23 protein-coding genes are annotated in these 22,882 nt (G+C 68.0%); 8 read left to right on the top strand and 15 right to left on the bottom strand.

Annotated elements, in window-relative coordinates; translation table 11 throughout:
• Window positions 1–187: 187 nt before the first annotated feature.
• The 4 genes from H7F51_RS01340 to H7F51_RS01325 all read left to right on the top strand — a co-directional run bounded on the left by H7F51_RS01340 (window position 188) and on the right by H7F51_RS01325 (window position 1,489).
• Window positions 188–622, top strand: a complete 435-nt coding sequence (locus H7F51_RS01340; protein WP_185662399.1) for a hypothetical protein — start codon at window positions 188–190, stop codon at window positions 620–622.
• The gene (locus tag H7F51_RS01335) at window positions 619–783 is read left to right on the top strand and encodes a hypothetical protein (RefSeq protein ID WP_185662398.1); all 165 of its coding nucleotides are present in this window, start codon (window positions 619–621) and stop codon (window positions 781–783) included. Before H7F51_RS01340 ends, H7F51_RS01335 begins: the two co-directional genes overlap by 4 nt.
• A 106-nt stretch (window positions 784–889) precedes the next feature.
• On the top strand, window positions 890–1,216 hold the full coding sequence (locus H7F51_RS01330) for a hypothetical protein (protein WP_185662397.1): 327 nt from the start codon (window positions 890–892) through the stop codon (window positions 1,214–1,216).
• 72 nt (window positions 1,217–1,288) lie between these two features.
• Window positions 1,289–1,489 carry a hypothetical protein gene (locus tag H7F51_RS01325; protein WP_185662396.1) on the top strand — a complete coding sequence of 67 codons (201 nt, stop codon included), beginning with the start codon at window positions 1,289–1,291 and terminating at the stop codon, window positions 1,487–1,489.
• A gap of 81 nt (window positions 1,490–1,570) precedes the next feature.
• On the opposite strand, the gene secA is transcribed toward H7F51_RS01325, so the two are convergent.
• Together secA and H7F51_RS01315 are read right to left on the bottom strand one after the other, a co-directional pair.
• The gene (gene secA / locus H7F51_RS01320) at window positions 1,571–4,312 is read right to left on the bottom strand and encodes a preprotein translocase subunit SecA (protein WP_185662395.1); all 2,742 of its coding nucleotides are present in this window, start codon (window positions 4,310–4,312) and stop codon (window positions 1,571–1,573) included.
• Window positions 4,313–4,431: 119 nt separating this feature from the next.
• A complete protein-coding gene (locus H7F51_RS01315; protein WP_185662394.1) occupies window positions 4,432–4,707 on the bottom strand; it encodes a hypothetical protein in 276 nt (91 codons plus the stop codon).
• Between the two features lie 187 nt (window positions 4,708–4,894).
• On the opposite strand from H7F51_RS01315, the gene H7F51_RS01310 reads away from it, so the two are divergent.
• Genes H7F51_RS01310 through H7F51_RS01300 form a run of 3 tightly spaced genes read left to right on the top strand, consistent with a single transcriptional unit; the run spans window position 4,895 to window position 7,992 of the window.
• Window positions 4,895–5,920 carry an acyltransferase family protein gene (locus tag H7F51_RS01310; RefSeq protein WP_185662393.1) on the top strand — a complete coding sequence of 342 codons (1,026 nt, stop codon included), beginning with the start codon at window positions 4,895–4,897 and terminating at the stop codon, window positions 5,918–5,920.
• A gap of 31 nt (window positions 5,921–5,951) precedes the next feature.
• On the top strand, window positions 5,952–7,178 hold the full coding sequence (argJ, locus tag H7F51_RS01305) for a bifunctional glutamate N-acetyltransferase/amino-acid acetyltransferase ArgJ (RefSeq protein WP_185662392.1): 1,227 nt from the start codon (window positions 5,952–5,954) through the stop codon (window positions 7,176–7,178).
• Between the two features lie 7 nt (window positions 7,179–7,185).
• On the top strand, window positions 7,186–7,992 hold the full coding sequence (locus H7F51_RS01300; protein ID WP_185662391.1) for an inositol monophosphatase family protein: 807 nt from the start codon (window positions 7,186–7,188) through the stop codon (window positions 7,990–7,992).
• Between the two features lie 3 nt (window positions 7,993–7,995).
• On the opposite strand, the gene trxA is transcribed toward H7F51_RS01300, so the two are convergent.
• From trxA to H7F51_RS01240, 12 genes are all read right to left on the bottom strand, one after another.
• Window positions 7,996–8,316 carry a thioredoxin gene (trxA, locus tag H7F51_RS01295; protein ID WP_185662390.1) on the bottom strand — a complete coding sequence of 107 codons (321 nt, stop codon included), beginning with the start codon at window positions 8,314–8,316 and terminating at the stop codon, window positions 7,996–7,998.
• A gap of 80 nt (window positions 8,317–8,396) precedes the next feature.
• Window positions 8,397–11,867 carry a double-strand break repair helicase AddA gene (gene addA, locus H7F51_RS01290; RefSeq protein WP_185662389.1) on the bottom strand — a complete coding sequence of 1,157 codons (3,471 nt, stop codon included), beginning with the start codon at window positions 11,865–11,867 and terminating at the stop codon, window positions 8,397–8,399.
• A gap of 36 nt (window positions 11,868–11,903) precedes the next feature.
• Complete coding sequence (gene addB, locus H7F51_RS01285; RefSeq protein ID WP_185662388.1) at window positions 11,904–14,903, bottom strand: double-strand break repair protein AddB; 3,000 nt, start codon at window positions 14,901–14,903, stop codon at window positions 11,904–11,906.
• Between the two features lie 2 nt (window positions 14,904–14,905).
• Window positions 14,906–15,634: a nucleotidyltransferase family protein gene (locus H7F51_RS01280; protein WP_185662387.1), complete on the bottom strand. Its 729-nt coding sequence runs from the start codon at window positions 15,632–15,634 to the stop codon at window positions 14,906–14,908.
• Entirely contained in the window at window positions 15,631–16,614 is a 984-nt protein-coding gene (locus H7F51_RS01275; RefSeq protein ID WP_185662386.1) for an aminoglycoside phosphotransferase family protein, read from the bottom strand. The genes H7F51_RS01280 and H7F51_RS01275 overlap by 4 nt, the downstream gene beginning before the upstream one ends.
• Window positions 16,611–17,054, bottom strand: coding sequence for a tRNA (adenosine(37)-N6)-threonylcarbamoyltransferase complex ATPase subunit type 1 TsaE (gene tsaE, locus H7F51_RS01270; RefSeq protein WP_185662385.1), 444 nt, complete (start codon window positions 17,052–17,054; stop codon window positions 16,611–16,613). The genes H7F51_RS01275 and tsaE overlap by 4 nt, the downstream gene beginning before the upstream one ends.
• A complete protein-coding gene (locus H7F51_RS01265; protein ID WP_185662384.1) occupies window positions 17,051–19,402 on the bottom strand; it encodes a sensor histidine kinase in 2,352 nt (783 codons plus the stop codon). Before H7F51_RS01265 ends, tsaE begins: the two co-directional genes overlap by 4 nt.
• A gap of 119 nt (window positions 19,403–19,521) precedes the next feature.
• Window positions 19,522–19,695: a hypothetical protein gene (locus tag H7F51_RS01260; RefSeq protein ID WP_185662383.1), complete on the bottom strand. Its 174-nt coding sequence runs from the start codon at window positions 19,693–19,695 to the stop codon at window positions 19,522–19,524.
• A gap of 53 nt (window positions 19,696–19,748) precedes the next feature.
• Window positions 19,749–19,979 (bottom strand): hypothetical protein, encoded by a 231-nt coding sequence (locus H7F51_RS01255; RefSeq protein ID WP_185662382.1) that lies wholly within the window; start codon window positions 19,977–19,979, stop codon window positions 19,749–19,751.
• Between the two features lie 56 nt (window positions 19,980–20,035).
• A complete protein-coding gene (locus H7F51_RS01250) occupies window positions 20,036–20,185 on the bottom strand; it encodes a hypothetical protein (protein WP_185662381.1) in 150 nt (49 codons plus the stop codon).
• Between the two features lie 47 nt (window positions 20,186–20,232).
• Window positions 20,233–20,487, bottom strand: coding sequence for a translation initiation factor IF-1 (gene infA, locus H7F51_RS01245; protein ID WP_185662380.1), 255 nt, complete (start codon window positions 20,485–20,487; stop codon window positions 20,233–20,235).
• A gap of 3 nt (window positions 20,488–20,490) precedes the next feature.
• Entirely contained in the window at window positions 20,491–20,697 is a 207-nt protein-coding gene (locus H7F51_RS01240; protein ID WP_185662379.1) for a cold-shock protein, read from the bottom strand.
• A gap of 285 nt (window positions 20,698–20,982) precedes the next feature.
• On the opposite strand from H7F51_RS01240, the gene H7F51_RS01235 reads away from it, so the two are divergent.
• Window positions 20,983–21,798, top strand: a complete 816-nt coding sequence (locus H7F51_RS01235) for a hypothetical protein (RefSeq protein ID WP_185662378.1) — start codon at window positions 20,983–20,985, stop codon at window positions 21,796–21,798.
• Between the two features lie 49 nt (window positions 21,799–21,847).
• Here H7F51_RS01235 and H7F51_RS01230 read toward each other — a convergent pair whose 3' ends face one another.
• Window positions 21,848–22,882, bottom strand: coding sequence for a rhodanese-like domain-containing protein (locus tag H7F51_RS01230; RefSeq protein ID WP_185662377.1), 1,035 nt, complete (start codon window positions 22,880–22,882; stop codon window positions 21,848–21,850).

Raw genomic sequence — 22,882 nt, 5'->3', positions numbered from 1 at the left:
GGCCGAGACAGTGGTTAGCACCGGATTAAGCTGAATTACGCGCAACTATAAAAGGTTAGAAACACTCGTCATTTCAACGCCTTAATTACACATCCCGTCGTCCGGACGTTTCCCTTTGCCGCATCTTCCGGGCATGTCTCGAGGCGGGAACGTCGAAACAATCGGCGCCCAGCAGGAAAAGAAAATCGTGTCGCAAATCAGAAACATCCGACCGACCGCCCCCGCCACGGTTTCGCCGCAACGCGGAAACCTGCGTGAACTGGCCCGCAATTGCGAGGAGGCCGGGTTCGGCCAGCAGTCAGGCTGCCTGACGGCGGCCACCCACCTGCTCGGCAACCTCTATCTCCGGCTATACCCGCGGACCGCCGCCGAAATGCTCGACCGGGCCGAAGACCTCGCCCGTGCCGGCGCGTTCGAATCCGCGGCGCTCGCCCTGCTCCCTCCCCGCGCCGTGTTTACCGGCGGGCGGCTGGCCGACGGCAGCGTGATTGCGCAGGTCCAGCTCAATCCGGGCCACGGCACCCATTCCCGCAACGCCCGCTGGCTATCCATGGCCGTCCTCGCCGCCCTGCTCCGCGCGCTGGCGGAAACGGCCGGGCCGCAGGCGCTGGACGCGGCATGATCGAACCTCGCCTGCTCATCGCCTACGGCCTCATCGCCGTCCTTCTCGGGTCCATCGCGGCCGCCATCATCACCTGGCGCAGGCGGATCCTGCGCGACCGGGAGATGCGCTGGCACACCCGGCTGAGCCCGCGCCAGGCCATGCGCCAGAAGCGCCACTGAACAACGTGCCTACCTTTTCGGAAACCACGTCGGTTTTCCGTGGTTGTTGATGTGGACTTCACCGGAATCGGCGATGCAGTCCTTACCAACCGCAAAGGTTTTCGCGATGTCGATCGGCCTGCTGCTCGGAATGCTCGCCCCGCACCTTCTCGCCGCCGAGGTCGCGCATGCCCATGCGCCGGTGCGGATCGAGCTGTCCCCGGCCGAGTTCGCGCGCGAGCGCACAGCCCTCGCGCAGCCGGCGCCGCTCCGGGTCAAGGCCGCCGCCGATCGCTTCCCCCTGCTTGACGATGCCACCTACGAAACGCCGCTGCCCGACCTCGCGCTCAAGGCCGGTTCGCGGCGCGGCACGGAAGTCGAACTGGGCGCGCTGGGCGGCGGCCGCGCCGATGCGCCAAGCCTCGTTCACGTTGGAGTAGGGTTCGATTTCTGATAATGGCGCCCTGACCCCATTCGGCGGGGCCGGCCCTGCCGCGCCGCGCCAAACTCCAATGCAGAGCAAACGATGATCGCCCTCGTGAAAGCCCTGATCCCCGGCGCCTTCCTGTCGTGGATCATCTCGACCTTCATCGGCACGCGCGGCGGTTCCGGCGGCCTGCTGCATATCCAGCATTTCAATGTCCAGGGCACTGAAATCTACGGTTCGTGGACCCTGTTCATCATCGGCACGGCCATCGCTTGGGCCCTTCTGATGATGATGGAATAGCCGCAAGCGCGCGACCCGGTGCCGCCGCCTCGGTGAATTCACCCGAAAAGGGGCGCGGAGTTTCCCCGCGCCCCTTTTCCGTCAGGCCACGGCGCCGTGGCAGTGCTTGTACTTGTTGCCCGAACCGCAGGGGCACAGCGCATTGCGCGACAGGCCGAGGTCGGCATAGGGATCGCCGCCCTCCACCGCATGGGCCGCCAGCGGCGCGGCCGTCCCGAGAGCGCTGAGCATGGCCTCGGCTCCGGGCACCTGGCTCCCCATCGAGGCATCAAGCTCGCCGGTCAGCGGATCGATATGGCCGGTCAGGAACGAGGGCAGCTCGGGCAGGCTCATTTCTTCGGGCTGCTGCTGGAAGCGGAACTCGGCCGTGCTCAGGATGCGCGTCACGTCCTCGCGGATCGTTTCCAGCATCTTCTCGAACAGGCCGAAGGCCTCCTGCTTGTACTCGTTGATCGGGGTCTTCTGGGCATAGGCGCGCAGGAACACCACCTGCCGCAGCGCGTCGAGCGTGGCGAGGTGCTCCTTCCAGTAATGGTCCAGCCGCTCGAGCAGGATCGACTTCTCGACCGTGCGCCACACTTCCTGCTGGTCGGCCATGCGCTCGGCCATCCGGGCATCGGCGAGCGCGGAGATGCGCTCCTCGATCACTTCCGGATCGACGCCGTCCTCTTCCATCCACTCGGCCAGCGGCACTTCAAGGCCGAGCACCTCGTAAGCGCGGTTGACCAGCGCCTCGACGTCCCACTGCTCCGGATAAGAGCCCGGCGGGCAGGCATCGCCGACGATCGTGTTGACCGTGTCGCGGCGCATGTCGACCACCACGTCGTCCACCGTCTCGGCATCCATGATGTCCGAGCGCTGCTCGTAGATCACCTTGCGCTGGTCGTTCATCACGTCGTCGTATTCGACGACCTGCTTGCGGATGTCGTAGTTGCGCGCCTCGACCTTCTTCTGCGCGGTCTCGATCGCCTTCGACAGCCACTTGGAGCCGATCGCCTCGCCGTCGGCCAGGTTGGAATTCATCATCCGGCTGAACAGCGTGTCCGGCCCGAAGATGCGCAACAGGTCATCCTCGAGGCAGAGGTAGAACTTGCTCATGCCCGGATCGCCCTGGCGGCCAGAGCGGCCGCGCAGCTGGTTGTCGATGCGGCGGCTCTCATGGCGCTCGGTGCCGATCACGCACAGGCCGCCCGAGGCAAGAACGGCGGCCTTGGCCTCGGCCACTTCAGCCTTGATCTTGGCGATGGCCGCATCGCGCTCCGCCCCCTCGGGCATGTCCCTGAGCTCGTCCTCGATCCGGAACTCGACGTTGCCGCCCAGCTGAATGTCGGTGCCGCGGCCCGCCATGTTGGTGGCGACGGTCACTGCGCCGGGGCTGCCGGCCTGGGCGACGATGTGCGCTTCCTGCTCGTGGAAGCGCGCGTTGAGCACGGCGTGCTTGACGTTCTCGCGGTTGAGGAACTCGCTCAGCAGCTCCGACTTCTCGATCGAAACCGTGCCGACCAGCACCGGCTGGCCGATCTCCTGCCGCTCTCGGATCAGCTTGGCGATAGCGCCGAACTTGTCGTGCGTGTTCTTGTAGAACTCGTCCTCGTCGTCGATGCGCTGCACCGGCACGTTGGTCGGGATGGTGACCACGTTCATCTTGTAGATGTCGTAGAATTCCGGGGCTTCGGTGGCGGCCGTGCCGGTCATGCCCGAAAGCTTGGGGTACATGCGGAAATAGTTCTGGAAGGTGATCGAGGCCATGGTCTGGTTCTCGGGCTCGATCTTCACGCCCTCCTTGGCCTCGACCGCCTGGTGCAGGCCGTTCGACCAGCGGCGGCCGTCCATCATGCGGCCGGTGAACTCGTCGATGATCACTACCTTGTCGTCCTTCACGACATAGTCGATGTCGCGCTTGAACATGACGTTCGCCTTGAGCGCCTGGTCGAGGTGATGGACGACCTGGGTGTTCTCGACGTCGTAGAGGTTCGACCCTTCAAGCAGCCCGGCGGCCTCGAGCTGGCGCTCGGCCCATTCCACGCCGTCTTCGGTCAGGGTGATGTTCTTGGTCTTCTCGTCGGCTTCATAAAGCTCTTCGGGCAGATTCTTGATGACCGCGTCGACCGAAATGTAGAGGTCCGACTTGTCGTCGGTCGGGCCGGAGATGATCAGCGGGGTGCGCGCCTCGTCGATCAGGATCGAGTCCACCTCGTCGACGATCGCGAAGTTGAACGGGCGCTGCGTCATCTGGCTGCGCTCGTGCTTCATGTTGTCGCGCAGGTAGTCGAAGCCCAGCTCGTTGTTGGTGGCATAGGTGATGTCGGCGTTATAGGCCTCGCGCCGCTCGTACTCGTTGAGGTTGGGCACGATCACGCCCACGGTCAGGCCGAGGAAGCGATGCAGCTGCCCCATCCATTCCGCGTCGCGCTTGGCGAGGTAGTCGTTCACGGTAACGACGTGGACGCCCTTGCCCTCAAGCGCGTTGAGGTAAGTCGCCGTGGTCGCCACCAGGGTCTTGCCCTCGCCGGTGCGCATTTCCGCGATCTCGCCGCGATGGAGCACGATGCCGCCGATCATCTGGACGTCGAAGTGGCGCATACCGAACACGCGCTTCGATGCCTCGCGCACCGTGGCGAAGGCTTCGGGCAGAATGTCGTCAAGGCTGGCGCCGGCGGCAAGCTGTTCGCGGAACTTGACCGTCTGGGCCTTCAGCTCGTCGTCCGAAAAGGCTTCGAGCTGCGGCTCATAAGCGTTGATCCGGGCGACGGTCTTGTCGAGCTTCTTGACGTAGCGTTCGTTGGAAGAGCCGAACATGGCCTTGGCGAGTGCGCCGAGCATGGGAATATCCTGTGATGAGCGCCGCGCGCCGAAGGCGCGGCATGACGTGACGATAGGGTGAATACGCGCGGGCCAGCGGGCCGGTTTCGCGCGAAAAAACAAGGATGCCGGGGGCCGCGCTATTCGCGGGCGCGATCGACCTTGATCAGGACGGTCGGCGCAGGCGCAATGGCCAGCAGGGCGACCGGGACTTCGCTGGAAGCGAAGTGTTCGCCGCGGACCGGCGCAAGATGCGGCGGCGCGGCAATGCTGCGCACGGCAATGACCCCCGCGACTGCCGCCCCGGAGGCGATCAGCCGGACCTGCGCCGTCTCGCCGCAGGGACGCGCCTCGGCCGGAGCGGCCTGGGCAACGATGCCGAGCAAGGCAAGAAAGGCGAGCAGCAGACGGGTCATGGTCGGTCACACCAGATAGGGGCGCCGAGGCGGTTCGTCCACTCCTGAAGTCACATCACCGCGCACGAGCATGGCGCAAAGCCGATCAGGCCCGGCGCCGACCGCGCCTAACCGGCTGTTCACGTTTTGCGGCGATAAAGCGGGAGTGACGAGAGCCCTTACTGCGCCAACGACGACCGACGCCCGCATGCCGGTGCTGGACGGACTGCGCGCCTTGGCGGCGGTCGGCGTGGTGCTGTACCATGTCACCACGACTTTCGGTCGGTGGGGTCTGGTTGAGCGAGGCTACCTGCTCGTCGATCTGTTTTTCATGCTGAGCGGCTTCGTTCTGGCCATGGCGTTCGACCGCCGGTTTGCCGCGGGCCTTTCCTTCGCCCGGTTCATGAAGGCGCGCATCATGCGTCTTTGGCCCCTGATGGCGATGGGGGTGGCGCTGGGCGTCGTCTGTCACTTCGCGGCGCGCGGAACCTTGTTTTCCGTTCGCGATGTGGCGCTTGGCCTGTTGATTCTGCCGCGCCTGTCCGGCGAAGGGCAGCTTTTCGTGGTCGATCCACCGGAATGGTCGCTGCTGTTCGAACTGATCGCCAATGCAGTCCATGTGCTGATCCTGTGGCGCCTTTCGGACCGGCTCCTGCTGCTTCTGGCGCTCCTGGCCGGCGCGGCGCTCACGGTGAGCGTTGCGATGATCGGCTCGAACGGCGCCGGGCCGGATGTTTACGGCTGGTGGCTAGGCCTGCTTCGAGTGATGTTCGCCTATCCGATCGGCATGCTGCTCGCCCGGCGCTCCGTGCGGCGCGGTGCCAATTCGGGCCTTGGATGGCAAGTTTCGCTATTGTTGCCGGTGGCTATCGTGGCCTTCTCGCCGCTTCTGCCGCTTTCACGTGGGCTGGGGGACGTGATCCTCACCCTGCTGGCCTTCCCCTTGGTCATGTGGCTTGCCGCGGCACCTTCGCGCGGCGAGCCTGCCGCCCTGCTGATGGCCATGGGCAGACTGTCCTATCCGCTCTATGTCTTCCATTATCCCTTGCTCCTCTGCGGCAAGGCGGTCAGCGACCGGGTGCCGGAAACCTTCGCGCCGCTTGTCGCCGCGGCAAGCGTGACAATCTCCCTGGTTCTGGCCCATTGCGCCGCGCGCTTGCTGGAACGAGGCAAACAGCCAAAGCCGATGGGCGACCACGACGGGCATTCACCAGGGCTGGCGCTCAACGCTTGATTTCACGGCCGCGCGCGCTAGTCCCTCGGCCATGTCCGAAGCCGTCTCCCCGCTCGCCTCGCCCTTCCCCGCCCTGCCCGCCATCGCCGGGGTTACCCCGCGCATCGTCCGCGCCGGGTACAAGGACTGGGGCCGCTGTGACCTGACCTATGTCGAATTGATCGAAGGCACGGCCGTTGCCGGCGTGTTCACCCGCAACGTTTGCTGCTCGTCCGAAGTCGAGCTTGGCCGCCAGAACGTGAAGCAGGGCAAGGCCCGGGCCCTGGTGGTCAACGCCGGCAATTCCAACGCCTTCACCGGCTATCGCGGACGCGAGGCGGTGGAGCAGATCATGGAGCAGGTGGCCGACCATCTCGGCTGCGGGCGTGAGGAAGTCTTCGTCTCCTCCACCGGCGTGATCGGCGTCCCCCTGCCCAAGGACAAGGCCCGCGCCGGGGTCGAGGCCGCGCTCACCGCCCACCCCTGCGGCTGGGAAGACGCAGCGCGCACCATCGGCACGACCGACACCTTCCCCAAGGGCGCGACGGCGAGCGCGATGATCGGCGACGTGAAGGTCCACTTCAGTGCGATCATCAAGGGTTCGGGCATGATCGCGCCCGACATGGCAACCATGCTCGGCTACGTCTTCACCGACGCGGCAGTCGACCCCGCCTTTCTCCAGCAATGCCTGTCCGCCTCGGCCGACGCGACCTTCAACTGCATCACGGTCGACAGCGACACATCGACCTCGGACACGGTGCTGGCCTTCGCCACCGGCGCTGCCGGCAACGCTCCACTGGTCTCGTTCGAGAGCGCCGGGGCCGATGCCTTTGCAGCGGCGTTGCAGTCCGTTTGCAGGGAGCTTGCACACCTCGTGGTCAAGGACGGCGAAGGCGCGCAGAAGTTCATCGAAGTGGCCGTAACCGGCGCCGTCAGCGACGCCTCGGCCCGCAAGGTCGGCCTCGCCATCGCCAACTCTCCGCTCGTAAAAACCGCCATCGCCGGGGAAGACGCCAACTGGGGCCGCGTGGTCATGGCGGTCGGCAAGGCCGGCGAACCCGCCGACCGCGACAGGCTCTCGATCGGCTTCGGCGGGGTCTGGGCGGCCAAGGACGGCCAGCCACTGGCCGACTACGACGAGGCCCCGGTGGCCGCGCACCTCAAGGGCCGCGAAGTGAGAATTTCCGTGGATCTGGGGCTGGGCCAGGGTCGCGCGACCGTGTGGACCTGCGACCTCACGCACGGTTACATCTCGATCAACGCCGACTATCGCAGCTGACGGCGTCATGCCGAACCAAGCCCTCGACAACGCCGTTTCCGCCCTGATGCGCGAGACGGCCGAGCAATGCCTGCTGACGCACTATCGCCAGCTCACGGCCGACGAGATCATCAGCAAGGCGGCCGACGACGTCGTGACCGTGGCCGATCTCGAAAGCGAAGCGCGGCTGGCCGAGGGGCTGGCCCGCATCCTGCCCGAGGCGGCGATCGTCGGCGAAGAAGGCTGCCATGCCGACCCGTCCCTGATGGACCGGCTCGCCGACAGGCTGTGCTGGATCATCGACCCGCTCGACGGGACCAACAATTTCGCCGTGGGCAAGCCGCCCTTCGGCATCCTGCTGGCGCTGGCCGACCGGGGCGAAATCCTGTCCGGCTGGATCTACGATCCCTTGCAACAGCGCCTCTGCACGGCGCATCGCGGCGGCGGCGCCTTCGTCAACGGAGAGCGGATCGGCGCCCGTAGCACGGGGCAGGAACCGCCGGTTGCCGCAATTTCGGTGATCTTCGCCGATGCGGCACGGCGCGCGGCGCTCATGGCGCACATTGCCCCGCACTATGCGCTGGTCGACATTCCGCGCTGCGCGGCCGAACAGTATCCGCGCCTTGCGCTGGGGGTGAACGACGTCTCGGTGTTCGAGCGCACCCTCGCGTGGGACCATGCGGCGGGCGTGCTGTTCCTCAACGAGGCCGGCGGGCGGGCTGCCCGGCCGGACGGCTCGGAATACCGGGTTGACCGGCATCTGGAGCCCGGCCTGATCGGCGCGGCGAGCCCGGCCCTGTGGGACGACCTCGCCGCGCGAATGCAGGCGATTTAACGCTTAGAGAGCGCCCTGGATCCAGGCCTTCAGCGCACCCTTGGGGGCAGCGCCGAGCTTCTGGGCAACCGGCTCACCATTCTTGAACAGCACCAGCAGCGGGATCGACTGGACGCCGAACTTGGTCGCAGTGTCGGTGTTGGCCATGATGTCGACCTTGGCGATGGTCACATCTTCAGCCAACTCGTCGGCGATTTCCTCGAGGGCCGGGCCGATCATCTTGCACGGGCCGCACCATTCCGCCCAGAAATCGACCAGCACGGGCTTGTCGGAAGCCAGCACATCGCTGTCGAAGCTGGCGTCGGTAACCTTCACGGTGGGCATGGAATCACTACTCCTGACACTTGTTTCGGACTGTTATCTAGGCCGCCGGGGCCCGCATGCAACGCCCAGCGGGTACAGGATTATTGCGCCCCCGCAAACCCGGGCTTGTGCCGCGCCACCAGTTCGTCCGGCAGGACGATCAATGCAGGCGCCTCGGTATAGAGCAGGGCCGCCTCGATTATCCGGCCCGGCCAGACCTGTTCGAGCGCGGCGGCATAGGCCCCCATCTGGCGCAGGATCGCCACGGGAACCTGCTCCGCTGAAGCCGGCGGACGGCGCGCGGTCTTGAAATCGACCAGCCGGATGCGCCCGGCCGTCACGATCAGGCGGTCGATCGTGCCGGCGACGACCTGCTCGCCGACCGTGGCGGCAATCGGGACTTCGGCAAGGGCGCCGGGCCCGAACAGATCGCCCCAGCCTTCGACCGCGAGCACGCGCAGCGCAGCCCCGGCCATCTCGGCGCGGACATCTTGCGCAAGATCGGCGGCATTGCGGGCAAGCCAGCGGGCGGCGGCCTCATGCCTGCTCTCGGCCGCAAGATCGGGCAGACGTTCGAGCAGGCGGTGGATCAAGGTACCGCGCCGGGCAGCTGCGGCGACATCGGCCGCGCGGCCTGCCGGGCGCGGCGGATCGGCGGCACTGTCCTCGCCCAGCGCGGAGGGCGCGAGCGGGCGCGGCGGGCGCGGTTCGGCGGCAAGCGGGCGGCTGAGCCATGCCGGCAGGGCGGCGGGCAGCGGCAGGGCCAGCGCTTCCGCCGCGCGGGCCGGCGGGGGCGCCGGCGCGTTGCCGTGCTCGATCCGTTCGCCCCACAGCGGATCGGCCTGCCACGCGGCATCTCCGAACACCTCGGCAAGCCGGGCATACCAGGAATCCTCGGCGGGCCGGGTTTCGCGCGGACCGAGCGAGCCGGTAACGAACAGCGCCTCTTCCGCCCGGGTCATGGCGACGTAGAGCAGACGCCAGTGCTCCTCGCGCTCCTCCTTGCCGACCAGCGCCTCGGCGGCGGCGATCCGGCCCAGCTTCTCGTCCTTGCGCAAACCCGGCAGCGGGATCGACGGAACGTGCCGCAGACCAGCGGGACCGGGTTCCGACAGGGCCAGTTCCGCGCCAAGCCCGCGATCGGGATTGTCGGCCGCATCGGCGAGGATCACGATCGGGGCCTGCAGGCCCTTCGAACCGTGGACCGTCATCACCCGCACCAGCCCGCCGCCGCCCTCGGCCTCGCGCTTCAGTTCGCCGTCCCCGGCATCGAACCAGTTGAGGAAGCCGACGAGGCTCGGCGTATCTGTAGCCGCATAGGCGTGGGCGGCGTTGACCAGTTCGTCGATCGGATCGTTCGCCTCGGTGCCCAGCCGGGCGACGAGGCGGCGACGCCCCTGCCACGGACCGACCAGCAGCCATTGCAGCAGCGCCTGCGGCGGGGCGAAATCAGCGCGGGCGAGAAGCTCCAGCAATTGCCCGACCGTGGCGGCGACCAAGGGCCCGCGCGAGCGGCGCAGGTGGTCCCACAGGGGTACGCCCGGTTCGCGGTAGCCGTGTTCGAGCAGGTCTTCCTGGCTCCAGCCGACGAGCGGCGAGACCAGCAGGGCAGCAAGGGTCAGGCTGTCACGCGGCTGGGCGGCGAAGCGTAGCGCGGCGATGAGGTCCTTGACCGCGAGCGGAGCGCCAAGCCGCAGCCGGTCGACCCCCGCCACGGGCACACCGCGCGCATGAAGCCGGGCCACGATCAGACCGGCCAGTTCCTTGCGCTTGCGCACCAGCACCATGACGTCACCCGCCGCGGCGCGGCGCGGCTGGCCTTTGACCAGGGCATAGCCATCCCGCAGCCAGGCGGCGACCTGCCGGGCGATCCGGTCCGCCAGTTGCCGGTCGGGCCGCGAGAGCCAACCTTCCTCGCCCTCGTCCGGTTCCTCGCCCGTATCGTCGCCCGACAGGCCGACCGGCCGCCACAGGGTGACGAGACCCGGCCGGTCCTCCCCCAGATGTGGTTCGGGCGAAGCGGACAGGCCGAAGCGCTCCGGCCCGATCCCGGAAATCGCGGCGTCAACGAATTCGAGGATCGGCCGCGCCGTGCGGTAAGACCGGCCGAGACCCAGTTCCTGCAATTCGCGCAGCCCCGAGGCGCCGCGCAACTGCTCAGCATTGGCGGCGGCGCCGAGCATCTGCTCCTTCACGCTGCGGCGGGCGCGCTCGAAGTTTTCCGGGCTGGTGCCCTGGAAGCGGAAGATCGCCTGCTTGTAATCGCCCACCACGAACAGGGTGCGCAGGGCCTCGGCACCGTGCTGGCCCGCCCCGGCGAAGAAATCACCCGTCAGCGCCTCGATGATCTGCCACTGCGCGGCATTGGTATCCTGCGCCTCGTCGATCAGGATGTGATCGAAGCGGCGGTCAAGCTTGTAGCGGATCCAGTCGGCAAGGTCCGAGCGGGTGAGAAGGTCGGCAGCCTGGCGGATCTGGTCGTCGAAGTCGATCAGCCCCTCGCGGGTCTTGGCCTCGTCCCAGGCGAGCGCGAACCGGCGGCCGAGGGTGAGCGCTGGAGTCAGCCAGCCGGCGAGCGCGAGCATGGCCTTGCGCTCGCACACCGCGTTGATGCAGGCGGCGACGCGGCCAACGAAGTCGGCATAGGCCGGATCGATCTTCTGCTGCGATTTCGATGCGCGCAGCTCGCCGCCCTTGGTGAAGAACACCTCGGCCAGCGCGTCGATCGCATCAGCCCGCGCGCCCTCGTCCTTCGCCAACCAGTGCCCGATCGCATTGGCCGCGTTCTGCCCGGTCTGAGCAGGCCACGCCGCGTTGATCTCCATGCAGCGGCGCAGCGAGCGGGTGTCGAACGCGGCATCGTCGCACAGTTCGGCAAGATCCCTGCCCTCGGGCAAGCCGAGCAGGCGCTCGACCCTGGGGCGCAGCGGCGGAACCCACGAACCGGGCCCGAACCACGCCTCGCGCGCCGTCGCGCAGCGCAGCAGGAACCGCTCAACCTCGTCCGGCCCCATGCGCAGCGACAGGGCGGCGAGCGCGTCCAGCATCTCGTGATCGCCCTGATCCTCGGCATCAAGCAGGAGGCGCGAGAGCACCTCGCGCGAGAGCAGCGCCCGGTCGCGGTCCTCCATCGCGCGGGTGCCGGGCGAGAGGCCCGCCTCCTCCGGGAAACCCGCCAGCAGCCACTGGGCGAAGGCGTGGATCGTGTTGATCCTAAGCCCCCCGCCCGGGCAATCGAGCACGGCGGCGAAGAGCGTGCGGGCGCGGGCCCGCGTGGCATCGTTGGCCGAGGCCCCGATCGCCTGAAGCTCGATCCCCAGCGCCACGTCGGGCATCCTCACCCAGTTGGCCAGCACCTCGTTGACGCGGTTGGCCATTTCCGCCGCGCCCGCCTTGGTGAAGGTGAGGCAGAGGATCTGGGCGGGAGAGACCCCCTCGCTCAGCAGCAGGCGCAGGACGCGGGCCGAGAGCACCTGGGTCTTGCCCGTTCCGGCCGAGGCCGAGAGCCAGACCGTGTCGCGCGGATCGACCGCGAGGCGCTGGTTGTCCTGCAAGGGATAGACCTTGCTCATGCCAGTTCCTCGGGGCTCATGCCAGTTCCTCGGGGCTCATTCCGGCTCCTCCAGGTCGGCGGCGCGCGCCTGCCACTCGTCGAGCCGCATCAACTGGTCATAGTCGTCATAGCTGGGCAGATCGGGATTGAGGCGGGCGGTGAACGGATCGTTGCCCTTGATCCAGCGGGCGATGGCCTCCGACAGGTAGCGCTCGGTCTCGGGCAGGAAATCCTCGCGCGGGATGCCGCTTTTCTTCTGGCCCTCCAGGATCGGCTCGCTGCATTCGCCAAACCCGGTCGGGCTCTTCCCGGACTTCCTGAGCGACCAGTATTCGAACCGCTCCGGCTCGCCGGAAATGCCGGAAAAGGCCCCTTCCCGCGCCATCAGGCCGATCAGGCCGAGCTGGAGCGCGAAGCCTTCGCCGACCCGGCGGGCCGAAGGCGGGCTGCCGGTCTTGTAATCGACAATGGCTAGCGTGCCGTCGGCGCTGCGGTCGATCCGGTCGGCCCGGCCGGTGATCTTCACGCCCTTGTACGTGATGTGTCCCTTGGCCTCGCTCGCGGCCACCTCGCGCCCCTCGGCCTTGAGGCGCTCGATCTCCAGCGCGATCCATTCCAGCCCGGCAACCAGCCGCGGCCACCATAGCCCGCGCACCAGCGGGTGCGCACTCATCTTCGCCAGTTCACCTTCTGCGATGGGCAGGAGTTCGCCGCGCTGCTTGTGCCATTCCTCGAGGATCTTGTGGACCGCCGTGCCCTTCCACGCCGCCGTCGGCTCGGCATCGAGCGCGTCCCAGGCGCGCAGGCGCAGAATCTCGCTGGCGTAGAACTGGTAGGGGTCGCCGCGCAGCCGGTCGAGCCCGGTGACCGCGATCGGCACGTCACGCTGCGCCGCGCTCGGCATGGGCTCGGGGCGCGGATGGGGTGGCGCGGGCAGCGGATCGTCGATCGCGCGGGCAAGCTCGACCGCGCGGGTCTCCAGGTGATCCGCCAGCAACTTCTCGCCCAGCATGGCGCGCACCCGCAGCACGAAGCGCGAGGGGATGGCCGGGCCGGCGGCATCGCGGCGGGCATGGCTCAGCACCACTTCCGGCGCGCCGAGCGCGGCGGCAAGGTCATGCGCGGCAAGGCCGATCCGGAAATCGGCGCCGGGCACGCCAAGTGCGCGCAGCACGGCCGGAGCGAGCAGCGCGTCAGGCGCCGAGGCGCCGGGCCAGGTGCCTTCGACGAGGCCGCCGCAGATGACGAGATCGGCCCGGCTCATCCGCGCCTCGATCAAGCCGTAGATGCCCACGCGCGGATGGCCGCCCCACGGCGGGCGCACGGCAACGCGGTCCATTGCGTCGCGCAGGGCGGCGGCAAGATCGTCCGGCGCGAGGCGGGTGCCGACGTCGGCAGCGGCCTCGCGCAGATCGTCCACGAAGGCCGAGAGCGCGCGGCCATCGGCCCCGGCCCAGACCGCACCACCGGACAGGGCTTCGGCCGCCGCGACCAACAGGTCGACGAGGTCAGAAAGCGCCTGCTCGCCGCCGCCCAGCAGCGGCGCGAGAATGGCCGAGACCGCCTCCCACCAGGCAGCAAGCCGCGGATTTCCGGCGCCCTCGACCGTGCGGGCGACATGGCCAAGGCCCGGCTCCGGGCGCGGTCCGCGCAAGCGTTCGTCCAGTTCGCGCAGCCGATCGAGCCAGTCTGCGCGCCCTTCCCCGCAGCCGGCCAGCGGATGGCCGAGCAGGGCGACCAGCGGCACCGGGCAGGCCCCGCTTGCCGCCACTTCGGCCAGCAGCAGGAACAGGCGCCCCGCAGCGGTCTGCGGCAGGGGCTGGCCCGCCGTATCGTCTGCCGAGATCCCCCAGCGCTGGAGATGGGCGATCACCCGCCCGGCCAACGCCCGGTCTGGCGTGACGAGAGCAACGCGGCGCTCGGGCTCTTCCAGCGCTTCGCGGATCAGGATGGCGATGGCCTGGGCTTCCTCCCCGGGATGGGCCGTTTCCATCAGCCGCACCGCGGAAAGGCGCCGTTCCTCGGCCTTGAGGCGGACCCACCGGGCGCTGGCCGCGGGCGGGAGGAACAGGTTGGAGATGGCCCGGCGCCGCTCAGGCGGCGCCGCTGCCAGGCCCGAACGGTGCCACGGCTCGACCTCGCCGCGCCCCACGCCCATGCGGTGCAGCAGCAGCTTGAGGTGATATTGCGGGTGGACGACGGCATCGTCGCGGCCGATCGGGGGATCGTCCGGCGTTTTCGGCGATCCCGCCGTGCCGAGATCATCCCAGACCGCCTCATCGAGGGTGAGATCGAGGTCGGGCAGGATCACGGCTCCATCGGGCAGGTCCGCCACGGTGCGCAGCAGGGCAGCGAGCGCGGGCGAGGCACTGGTGACGCCGGCAGCCACGACCGGGAACGGCGGCGGTTCGTCCCGCCAGCGCCGCGCGGCATGGGCGAACAGGGCATTGCGCCGCGAGGGGGCGTCAAGCTCGCCGCGCGCCTCGAGTTCGGCAAGCCAGCGGGCCTGAACCCGCGCAAAAGTGCGGATCGAGGCCTTCCAGTGCTCGGCTTGTTCGCCGACCACTGCCAGAACCCGGTCCTGCAGCAGTTCCTGCGGGCCAATCCCCTCGACCAGCAGGCGATCCATCGTCCGCCCGATCTCGAAAGCCTGGCGGAGCAGGGCCGGGCCGCGCGGGGCGCTGTCGGCCAGTTCCTCACGCAGAAGGTCGGCGATCCGCAACCAACGCCGGGTAGGGTCCGCGGCTGGTGCGATATCGGCCCCGGCACCGAGCGGATCGAGCAGGGGGCCGAGTGTTTCGTCGAGGTCGAGGTCACCGACCGCGACCATGCGCGGAAGGAGCATCCCCCCCTTCCCCTCCCCTTGGCCGGACAGGCGCACGAAGGCCTCGGTCACCGTGCGCACGGCGCGCTGGCTGGGCAGCAGCAGGGTCAGGCGGGCCAGGCCGAGTTCGCCCGAGGCGTAACGCGGGATCAGGCCGGCGGCGAGCGCATCGGCGAAACCGCGGTGTGCCGCGATCGAATAGAGCGTCGGCCCGGCGCGCCGTTCAGTCACGCTTAGTGGCGCCCGAGCAGAATCGCCTCGGTCGGTGCGATGGCCTGGGGATTGCCGACCTCGAACCACTCACCGGTATGGACCCAGCCGTAGAGCCGTCCTTCTTCCATCGCGCGGCTCCACAGCACGTTGGTCGAAAACGGGCCTTCCGGCGCATCACGCAGCAGGCGGTGCGAGCAGAGCTGGATGCCGGTGTAGATGAACGGAGCAACCCGGCCGGAGCGGCGACGGCTGACCTGGCCCAGCCCATCGAGATGGAAATCGCCCTTGCCGACATAGTTGTGCGCGGCGGGATGGCGGACCATCAGCAGCAGCGCGTCCATCCGGTCAGGGTTCCAGGCCTGGCTCAGCTCGTCAAAGGCGCTGCGCGGGCCATCCAGCCAGATATTATCGCTGTTCACGCAGAAGAACGGATCGGGCAGCAGGCCCTGGGCATGGGCGCGGACCAGCCCGCCGCCGGTCTCGAGCAATTCGGGACGCTCGTCGGACACCGCGATTTCGAGCCGGGGATAGTGTTCAAGGTGCACTTCCAGCGCATCGGCGAGGTAGTGGACGTTGACGACGGCCTTCTTCACCCCCGCATCGGCGAGCAGATCGAGGCTCCAGTCGATCAGCGGCTTGCCGGCGACCTTGACCAGCGGCTTGGGCCGGGCCGCGGTCAGCGGGCGCATCCGCTTGCCGAGCCCGGCAGCCATGACCATCGCGGTGTCGGAGGCAAGCGGCTTGCTCATACGTCGTAGGTGCCCCCGCCATCGGCGCGCAGGTGATCCGGGATGTTCGCGGCGAACCATTCCGCCACCGGCGCGAGCGCGGGATGAGTCAGGTCGCGCTCGAGCAGGGCCCAGACGCGCGGGATCAGTGAGAGGTAGCGCGGCTTGCCGTCGCGCTTCCACAGGCGGACGAAAATGCCGACGATCTTGGCATTCCGCTGGGCGCCGAGGCGAGCATAGTCAGCCACGAAAGTCTCGGGATCGGGGTGGCCGCGCAGGTAATGGCCGACCATCTCCGCCTCGAGATCGGTCGAGACATCACGGCGCGCGTCCTGCAGCAGGGAGACGAGATCGTAGGCCGGATGGCCGACCAGCGCGTCCTGGAAATCGAGCAGACCCTGCTTGTGCAGCGCGCCGAGCAGCATGATGTTCTCGGCATGATAGTCGCGCAGCACGGTCACGCCCGGGCGCTGGCGGCCGAGCAGCGGCATCAGCGCCGCATCCCACGCCTCAGTCCAGCCCTTGCCGTCGACATAAAGGTTCTGGGCCGGGCAATACCAGTCGATGAACAGCTTGGCCTCGCGCTGGTATTCGGCCAGCGAATAGGCGGTAAACGGCCCCGGAGGAACCTGGTGCAGGGCCTTGAGCGCATCGACCGCGGCGGCATAGACCGGCAGCTCGTCGTCGGGCCAGGCATCGAGATAGTCGCGCATCCGGACTTCGCCGAAGTCTTCCAGCAGGACCAGCCCTTCGCGCGCGGCCTCGTGAAGCACGATCGGGGCGCGCTGACCGACATCGTCGAGCCAGCGGGCGGCGCGCAGGAAGGGTGCGGGATCCTCGTGCGGCGGCGGGGCGTGCATCAGCATGGCGGTTTTCTCGCCCTTGCGGATGCGGAAATAGCGGCGGAACGAGGCATCGCCGGGCAGCGGCTCGATGGCGGCGCCGGTCCAGCCGGCGGCGGCGAGGAAGGGATCGATCCCCTCGGGCACGGTATCGGTCATGGCAGCCGCCCTACCCAATCGGGGCCGCCGTTTACAATGGCGATCCGCCCCTCTCCCGCACTTTCCAACAGGATCGACAAGCAGCCCGTCTCATGAGCGAAACCGCCTGCCATTTCCGGCCATTCCGCGATGAGGGCCGCGCCGCTCCGATAGTCGTCCAGCCCCAGTTCCTGCGCCTCTTCCGGATGCTTCAGCCGGTAGAAATCGGCGTGGACCAGGGGCAGGCGGACGGCGGGGGGATCGTAGGTCTCAACGATGGTGAAGGTCGGGCTCGGCACTTCGCCCTGATGGCCGAGCGCGGCGATGATGGCGCGGGCAAGCGTGGTCTTGCCCATGCCGAGGCCGCCGGAGAGCGCCACGACGTCGCCAATTTGCAACCGCTCTGCAACGGCACTGCCAAAAGCCTGCATCGCGGCGAGATCGGGGAGGTCCACCCTCACGGCAGGTTGACGATCGCGGCCGTGCCCTGCCCCGGCTCCGACAGCAGTTCGAGCGTGCCGCCATGCGCCTCGATCAGCTGGCGGGCGAGCGGGAGGCCGAGGCCCTGGCGGCGCTCGAACCCGGCGCCGTCAGCGCTGGGCTTGAGGCCCTGCATGGCGCGGGCGAGCGTGGCCGTGTCCATGCCGGCGCCATTGTCGGAAATCACCACGCGCGGCCCCTGCTTCGTGGGCGTCAGGTCGACCAGGATGCGGCCGCCGCGCGGGGTGGCGGCGATGGCATTGTCGACTAGGTGGCCGATCGCACGGGCGAGGCGGCGACGGTCCCCCTTCACCCGGCCCGCGCCGCGATCGCCGCGCAGGTCGAGGGTCAGGCCGCCGTCGCGGATCGCGTGGACGCGCTCTTCCACCACCTTGGTAACGAAGGGCATCAGCTCGATCTCTTCCTCGGCCAGCGGAAGCAGTCCCGCTTCGCTCTGCGAAAGGTCGAGCACGGTCTCGATCTGCTCGCCCAGCCGCTGGACCGAGGTGAGGATCGCGGCAACATATTCGTGGCCCTGCGGGGTCAGGTCTCCGCCGATCCCGGCCTCGAGCAATTCGGCAAAACCGCCGATCGAGGTCAACGGCGTGCGGAATTCGTAGCTCATGTTGGCGAGGAAGCGGGTCTTGACGGCGTCCGCCTCGGTCAGCGCGGCATTGCGTTCGCGCAGGGCCGCTTCGGCCTTCTGGCTGTCGGTAATGTCGAGCACGGTCAGCAGGCCATTGCCGTCCGGCAGGGGAACCCCGGCAAATTCGAGGGTGCGGCCATCGGCGAGGACGACCCGGCCGCTGGTCTGCACCCGGTCGAGCGTGGCGGCGCGGATGACGTCTCCGACCTGCTTCGACTGGACCGGGCGCTTGAGCCGGGCGCCGATCCGTTCGAGCAGGACGTCGACCTTGGGATGGGTGTCGAGGAAATCGGCGTCCAGCCCCCAGTCCTGTGCGAAGCGGCGGTTCCACAGCTGCATCTTGCCGTCGGGCGAAAAGACGCCGATCGATTCGAACAGGCTGTCGAACGTCGCGGCGCGGGTGCGCAGCAGGGTGTCGCGGCTGGCGGAGAGGCGCAATTGCTCGGTCTGGTCCTCCGCGATCAGCATCAGCCCGCCATCGGGCATCGGCTGTGCGACGACGCGCAGATGCGTGCCGTCGGCCAGGGTCCAGGCTTCCTCCTGCGCGGCACTGTGGCGGAACCACCCGGCGCGTTCGCGGCGCCATGCGGGAAAATCACGCACTTCCGGCACCCGGCCGCCATCGCGGGCCATGTCGAGCAACCGCTCGAACGGCTGGGGATCGAGCAGGATCGCCGGCTTCAATCCGAAGATGCGCAGGAACGGCTGGTTGGCGAAAACCAGTTGGCGCCCCGCATCGAACTGGGCGACCCCGGCCGACAGCTGGTCGAGCATCGAGCGCTGGGCATCGCGGAAAGCGCGGAACGAGCGGGCAAGTTCCTCCATGTCCTCGACGTCGACCGCGTAGCCGGCCACCCCTTCCTCGCCCAGCGGCAGGTCGGAGATGCGGTGCGTGCGGCGCTGACCGCCGATCGTGGCGGCGACCATCCGCTCGATCGGGGTGTGGCGTTCGGCCGCCTGCAGCGCGATCTGGGCGGCGGAAAGCCCGTCGATCACTTCGACCAGTTCCGTCCCCGCGGCCACCACGGCTTCGGCGCTTTCGCCCTGCACTGCCGTCACATAGGCGCGGTTGACGAGGCGCAGGCGCCCCTGCCGGTCGCGGAACCACATCGGCATCGGCGCGGCCTCGATCAGGCCGACGAGGGCAACGAAATCGGCGCGGGCGCCGGAAGCTTCCTCGCGCAGGCGAACCAGTTCGCCCTCGCTCTCCGAAAAGTCGAAGACCCAGACCAGCGCGGCGCCGCCGGGCGAGACCTGCGGATCGGCCAGGTGGCCGCGCAGGGACAGCGAACGACGCGAGCCCGCCGGCGTGACGACCATGCGGAACGGCGCGCCGGTTTTCTGGGTGCGGCGAACCGCAGCGATCAGTTCGCCCAGTTGGAGCTGGGGGATGCCCCCGTCCCCGCCATCGGCCTGGCCGAGTTCGGTAAGGTATTGCGGGACCTGGTCGAGCCCGAGCCACTTGGCCAGTTTCGGCGCAGCCTCAATCCGGCCGTCAGCCCGGACGAGCAGCGGAATGGTGGGCGATTCTTCAACCATCCGGGCCAGGCGGCGCCCCGAGCGCATCGCGCTTTCGGCCTTTTTCATCCGGACGCGTGCCGACACCATGACCCAGACCGCCGCAACCGCCCAAGCAGCCAGCAGCAGGCCGATCAGCACCAGCATGGTTTGGGAGAGGATCATCTCCGCTTGGCTATGCAAGCGGCCGCCCGAAGGCAAGCGGGGGATGCCCGGAAATGGGGGAGATCGGCAATCTCGCGGTTACAGGGGCGCCACGAGACGGTGGCCGCCCTGCCCTGCGATCAGCGCAAGGCCGGGCCGGGCCAGACGCTGACGCCGAGTTCGCTGCGCAGGCGGCGGATCCGTTCGGCATAGTGGCCGACAAGATCGAAGCGGCTTCCCGCCAATGCGATGGGCACGAGCGAGGCAGTCATCAGCGCCCGCTGGTGCTGATAGAGCAGTTCGTTGAGGTCCATGACAATTCTCCCGGGATCACCGAGTCAGAGCGTCAACTCATAAACGGCGCGGCTTATGAGATTACGGCTTCGATCGGCGCGCCGTTTTCGGCGAGTTTACGTTCGGCTTCCACGGCAAGACGATTGGCACGGGTTTCGGCAATTCGCGTCTCGCGCTGGGCCAGTGCCTGCCAGGCGGCCCCGGCCGCCTCGTATTTCTGGCGCAGCATGGGCAGATCGGCGCGTTCGGCGGCCTGAGCGCAGAGGTCGGCCTGCAACTGGTAGAAATCACCCGAAACGCTCATTGGCATTCTCCGATCGTGCCTGGGCAGGGCCGGCCTTTCGGCACGGCCCGGCCGGTTCAACCGAGAATGGCAAGCACCTCGCGGCGCAATTCCCGGGCGGTAAGTGCCCCGGCCGAGGGTCGGATCCGGGGAATGTTGCTCAGCTCGCTCAGGCGCTGGGCATAGCGCAGCGCAGAACGGTGAGGGGTATTTCTGGTATCGATCATTGTATCCTGAACGCGTCTTGGCGCGTTTTCTTATGGGTTTGCGGGCGCTAGCGCCTGCGCTGTCCCGGAGGGCCGCCACCCGGTCCGCGTTCGCGGAAGACAATGCGGCCCTTTTGCAGGTCGTAAGGCGTCATTTCGACGCGCACGTGATCACCGACGACCGAGCGGATGCGAAACTTGCGCATCTTGCCTGCGGTATAGGCGATGATCCGGTGGTCGTTTTCGAGGATTACGGCGAAACGGCCGTCGGGGAGGATTTCATCAATCCGCCCCTCCAGCGTGAGAAGGGCCTCCTTGGCCACTCCTCAGGCGTTCTCGAGATTGACCGCCGCCAACTTGCCACGGCGATCGGTTTCGAGCTCGTACTTGACGCGCTGGTCCTTGACCAGGGTACCAAGGCCGGAACGCTCGACCGCGCTGATGTGGACGAAATTGTCAGGTTCGCCGCCATCAGGAGCGATGAAACCGAAACCCTTGTCGGGATTGAAGAACTTGACGGTGCCGATAGGCATGGGATGTTTCCTTCACGAAAACAGTTACCCGCCCGCAACAGCGCGGGCGGAGCTGGCAGCGTGAAATGGAAGGAGGCGCCTTCGCGGCGTCAAATTCCGTCGCAGGCGACGTTAGCCTTGCCCATATGGCGCAAAGCCTGCGAAAAGTCAAGGATTTGGCCAGATCACCGCAAATCGCCATCGCTGAAGCTATTGCATGGAGGTGCAAAAGCATCCGTGCCTGCGCGGCCTGAATTAGCAACTGGGTAAGCCGTCCTGTTGCATGATGTCGACAAAAGCCCGAGTATGCACGCCCTAAAGGGAGAAGAGGATATTCCCGATTTCGTCATCAAGGCTGCGGATCTGCCGGTCCTGAACTACATGTCTTCAGGATACCCGCGACCGCAAACCCTCGAATGGATCGACCGGGGAACGGACCGCAAGCTGCGCCGCTCGACCATCGACATGCTGGCGCGCACCCTGTTCACCCCCGGCATCTCGCCCAGCGTGGCCAAGTTGCACGAGCGGGCGGGGCTGAGGATTTCGTTCGAGACCGAGGCCGAGCGGCTGCGTTTTTCCCATGAGTTCCGCGCGGGTCAAGCCGTGCGCGCCGATGCTTCGGGCCGGGTGGTGACCGCCGTGTTCCGCGACCGCGCGGGGGCCGAACACGCGGTGATCGACCTCAAGGCGGCGGGGGTGCCGGAAGGGGCGATCTCGCTGCTGTGGCGCACCGGCCAGTTCCTCGAGCCCGAGCCGGTCCTGCCGCGCGGGCATTCCCTGCTCAGCGTGGCCGGGGCGACGACAGGCGGCGGCATCGCCGGGGCCCTGCTCGGCATGACCATGCTAATGATCCCCGGCATTGGCGGGGTGGCGGCGGCAGGGGCGCTGGCGGCCACGGCGATCAGCAGCATCGCGGCTTTCGGCTCGGCGCTGGGCGCGACCGGCGGCGCCATCGCGCGGATGCTGACCGACATGGACGTTGACGGGCGCGAGGCCGAGTACTTCGAGGAGCAGGTCGTGCATGGCCGGGTCTTCGTGGCGATCGAACTGGGCAAGACCACGGTGCCGCGCGGGTTCATCCAGGACGTTTTGCTCAAGAGCCGGGGCGTGATGCATTTCTGAGGGCGCGGGTTGCAGCCCGGCGCGTTGTCAGGAGATGCCGCTGCCCGCCCTAGCCCGCCTCGACCGGATGGCCGGCGCCGCGCCAGGCGGCCATGCCGCCATCCAGTGCGACCGCGCGGGTGTAGCCGAGCTCACGCAGGGTGGCCGCCGCGAGGGTGGAGATCTTGCCGAATTCGCAGACGGCGAGGATCTCGATGCTCGGGTCAGGCAGGGCCTCGTTGACGCGCAGTTCGAGCTGGCCGCGCGGGACGTGGATCGCGCCGGGGACGTGGCCGGCGGCATAGGCGTCTTTCTCACGCACATCGAGGATCACGAAATCGTTGCCGCGGCGGCCGAGCCGCAGGCGCAGTTCGTCCATCGGCATGAAGGGTACGCGGGCGCCGGCCTCGGCAAGGAGTTGGCGCACAGTCTTGCCGCCCGACATGTTGGTGCGCAGCGCCTCGGTCAGGTGCGTGGGCGCGGAGAGGTTGAGGCTGTTCATCAGTTCGACGAAGTCCGCCCGCTCGGTCTTGGCGAGGCGGGGATTGGCCAGTCGTTCGTCACCGATCGTGGTGTTGTCTCGGCCCTTGTAGTCATGCGCCGGGAAAACCAGCGTTTCGTCAGGAAGGGTCAGCAGCTTGCCGAACAGGCTTTCATAGAGCTGGTCGGGATCGCCGCTCGGCAGGTCGCTGCGCCCGGTGCCGCCGATGAGCAGGGTGTCTCCGGTGAAGACCCGGTCCTCGACATGGATCGCCATCGAATCGCGGGTGTGGCCGGGCGTGTGAATGATCCGCAGCCGCATCTTGCCGAGGGGGAGCGCATGGCCGTCCTCGACGTGGAGATCGACGTAGGGCGCGGGCGAGTAGCGGTGCATGACCACCGGCACGCCGAACTTCTGGCCGAGCGCGCGGGCGCCGGAGAAGTGATCGGCGTGGGTGTGAGTATCGATCACGAAGCTGACGTGGAGGCCCTGTTTCGCCACTTCGCCGATGTAGCGGTCGACCAGGTCGAGCGCCGGATCGATGATCGCGGCATGGCAGGTTTCGGCGCAGGCGATGATGTAGGACTTGCAGCCCTCCCCATCCCGAAAGACCGCGAAAAACAC

Source organism: Novosphingobium flavum, from assembly GCF_014230315.1.
Classification (GTDB): Bacteria; Pseudomonadota; Alphaproteobacteria; order Sphingomonadales; family Sphingomonadaceae; genus Novosphingobium; species Novosphingobium flavum.
The sequence above is the reverse complement of the archived record's forward strand: the minus strand, read 5'-3'. Positions and strand labels throughout refer to the sequence as shown.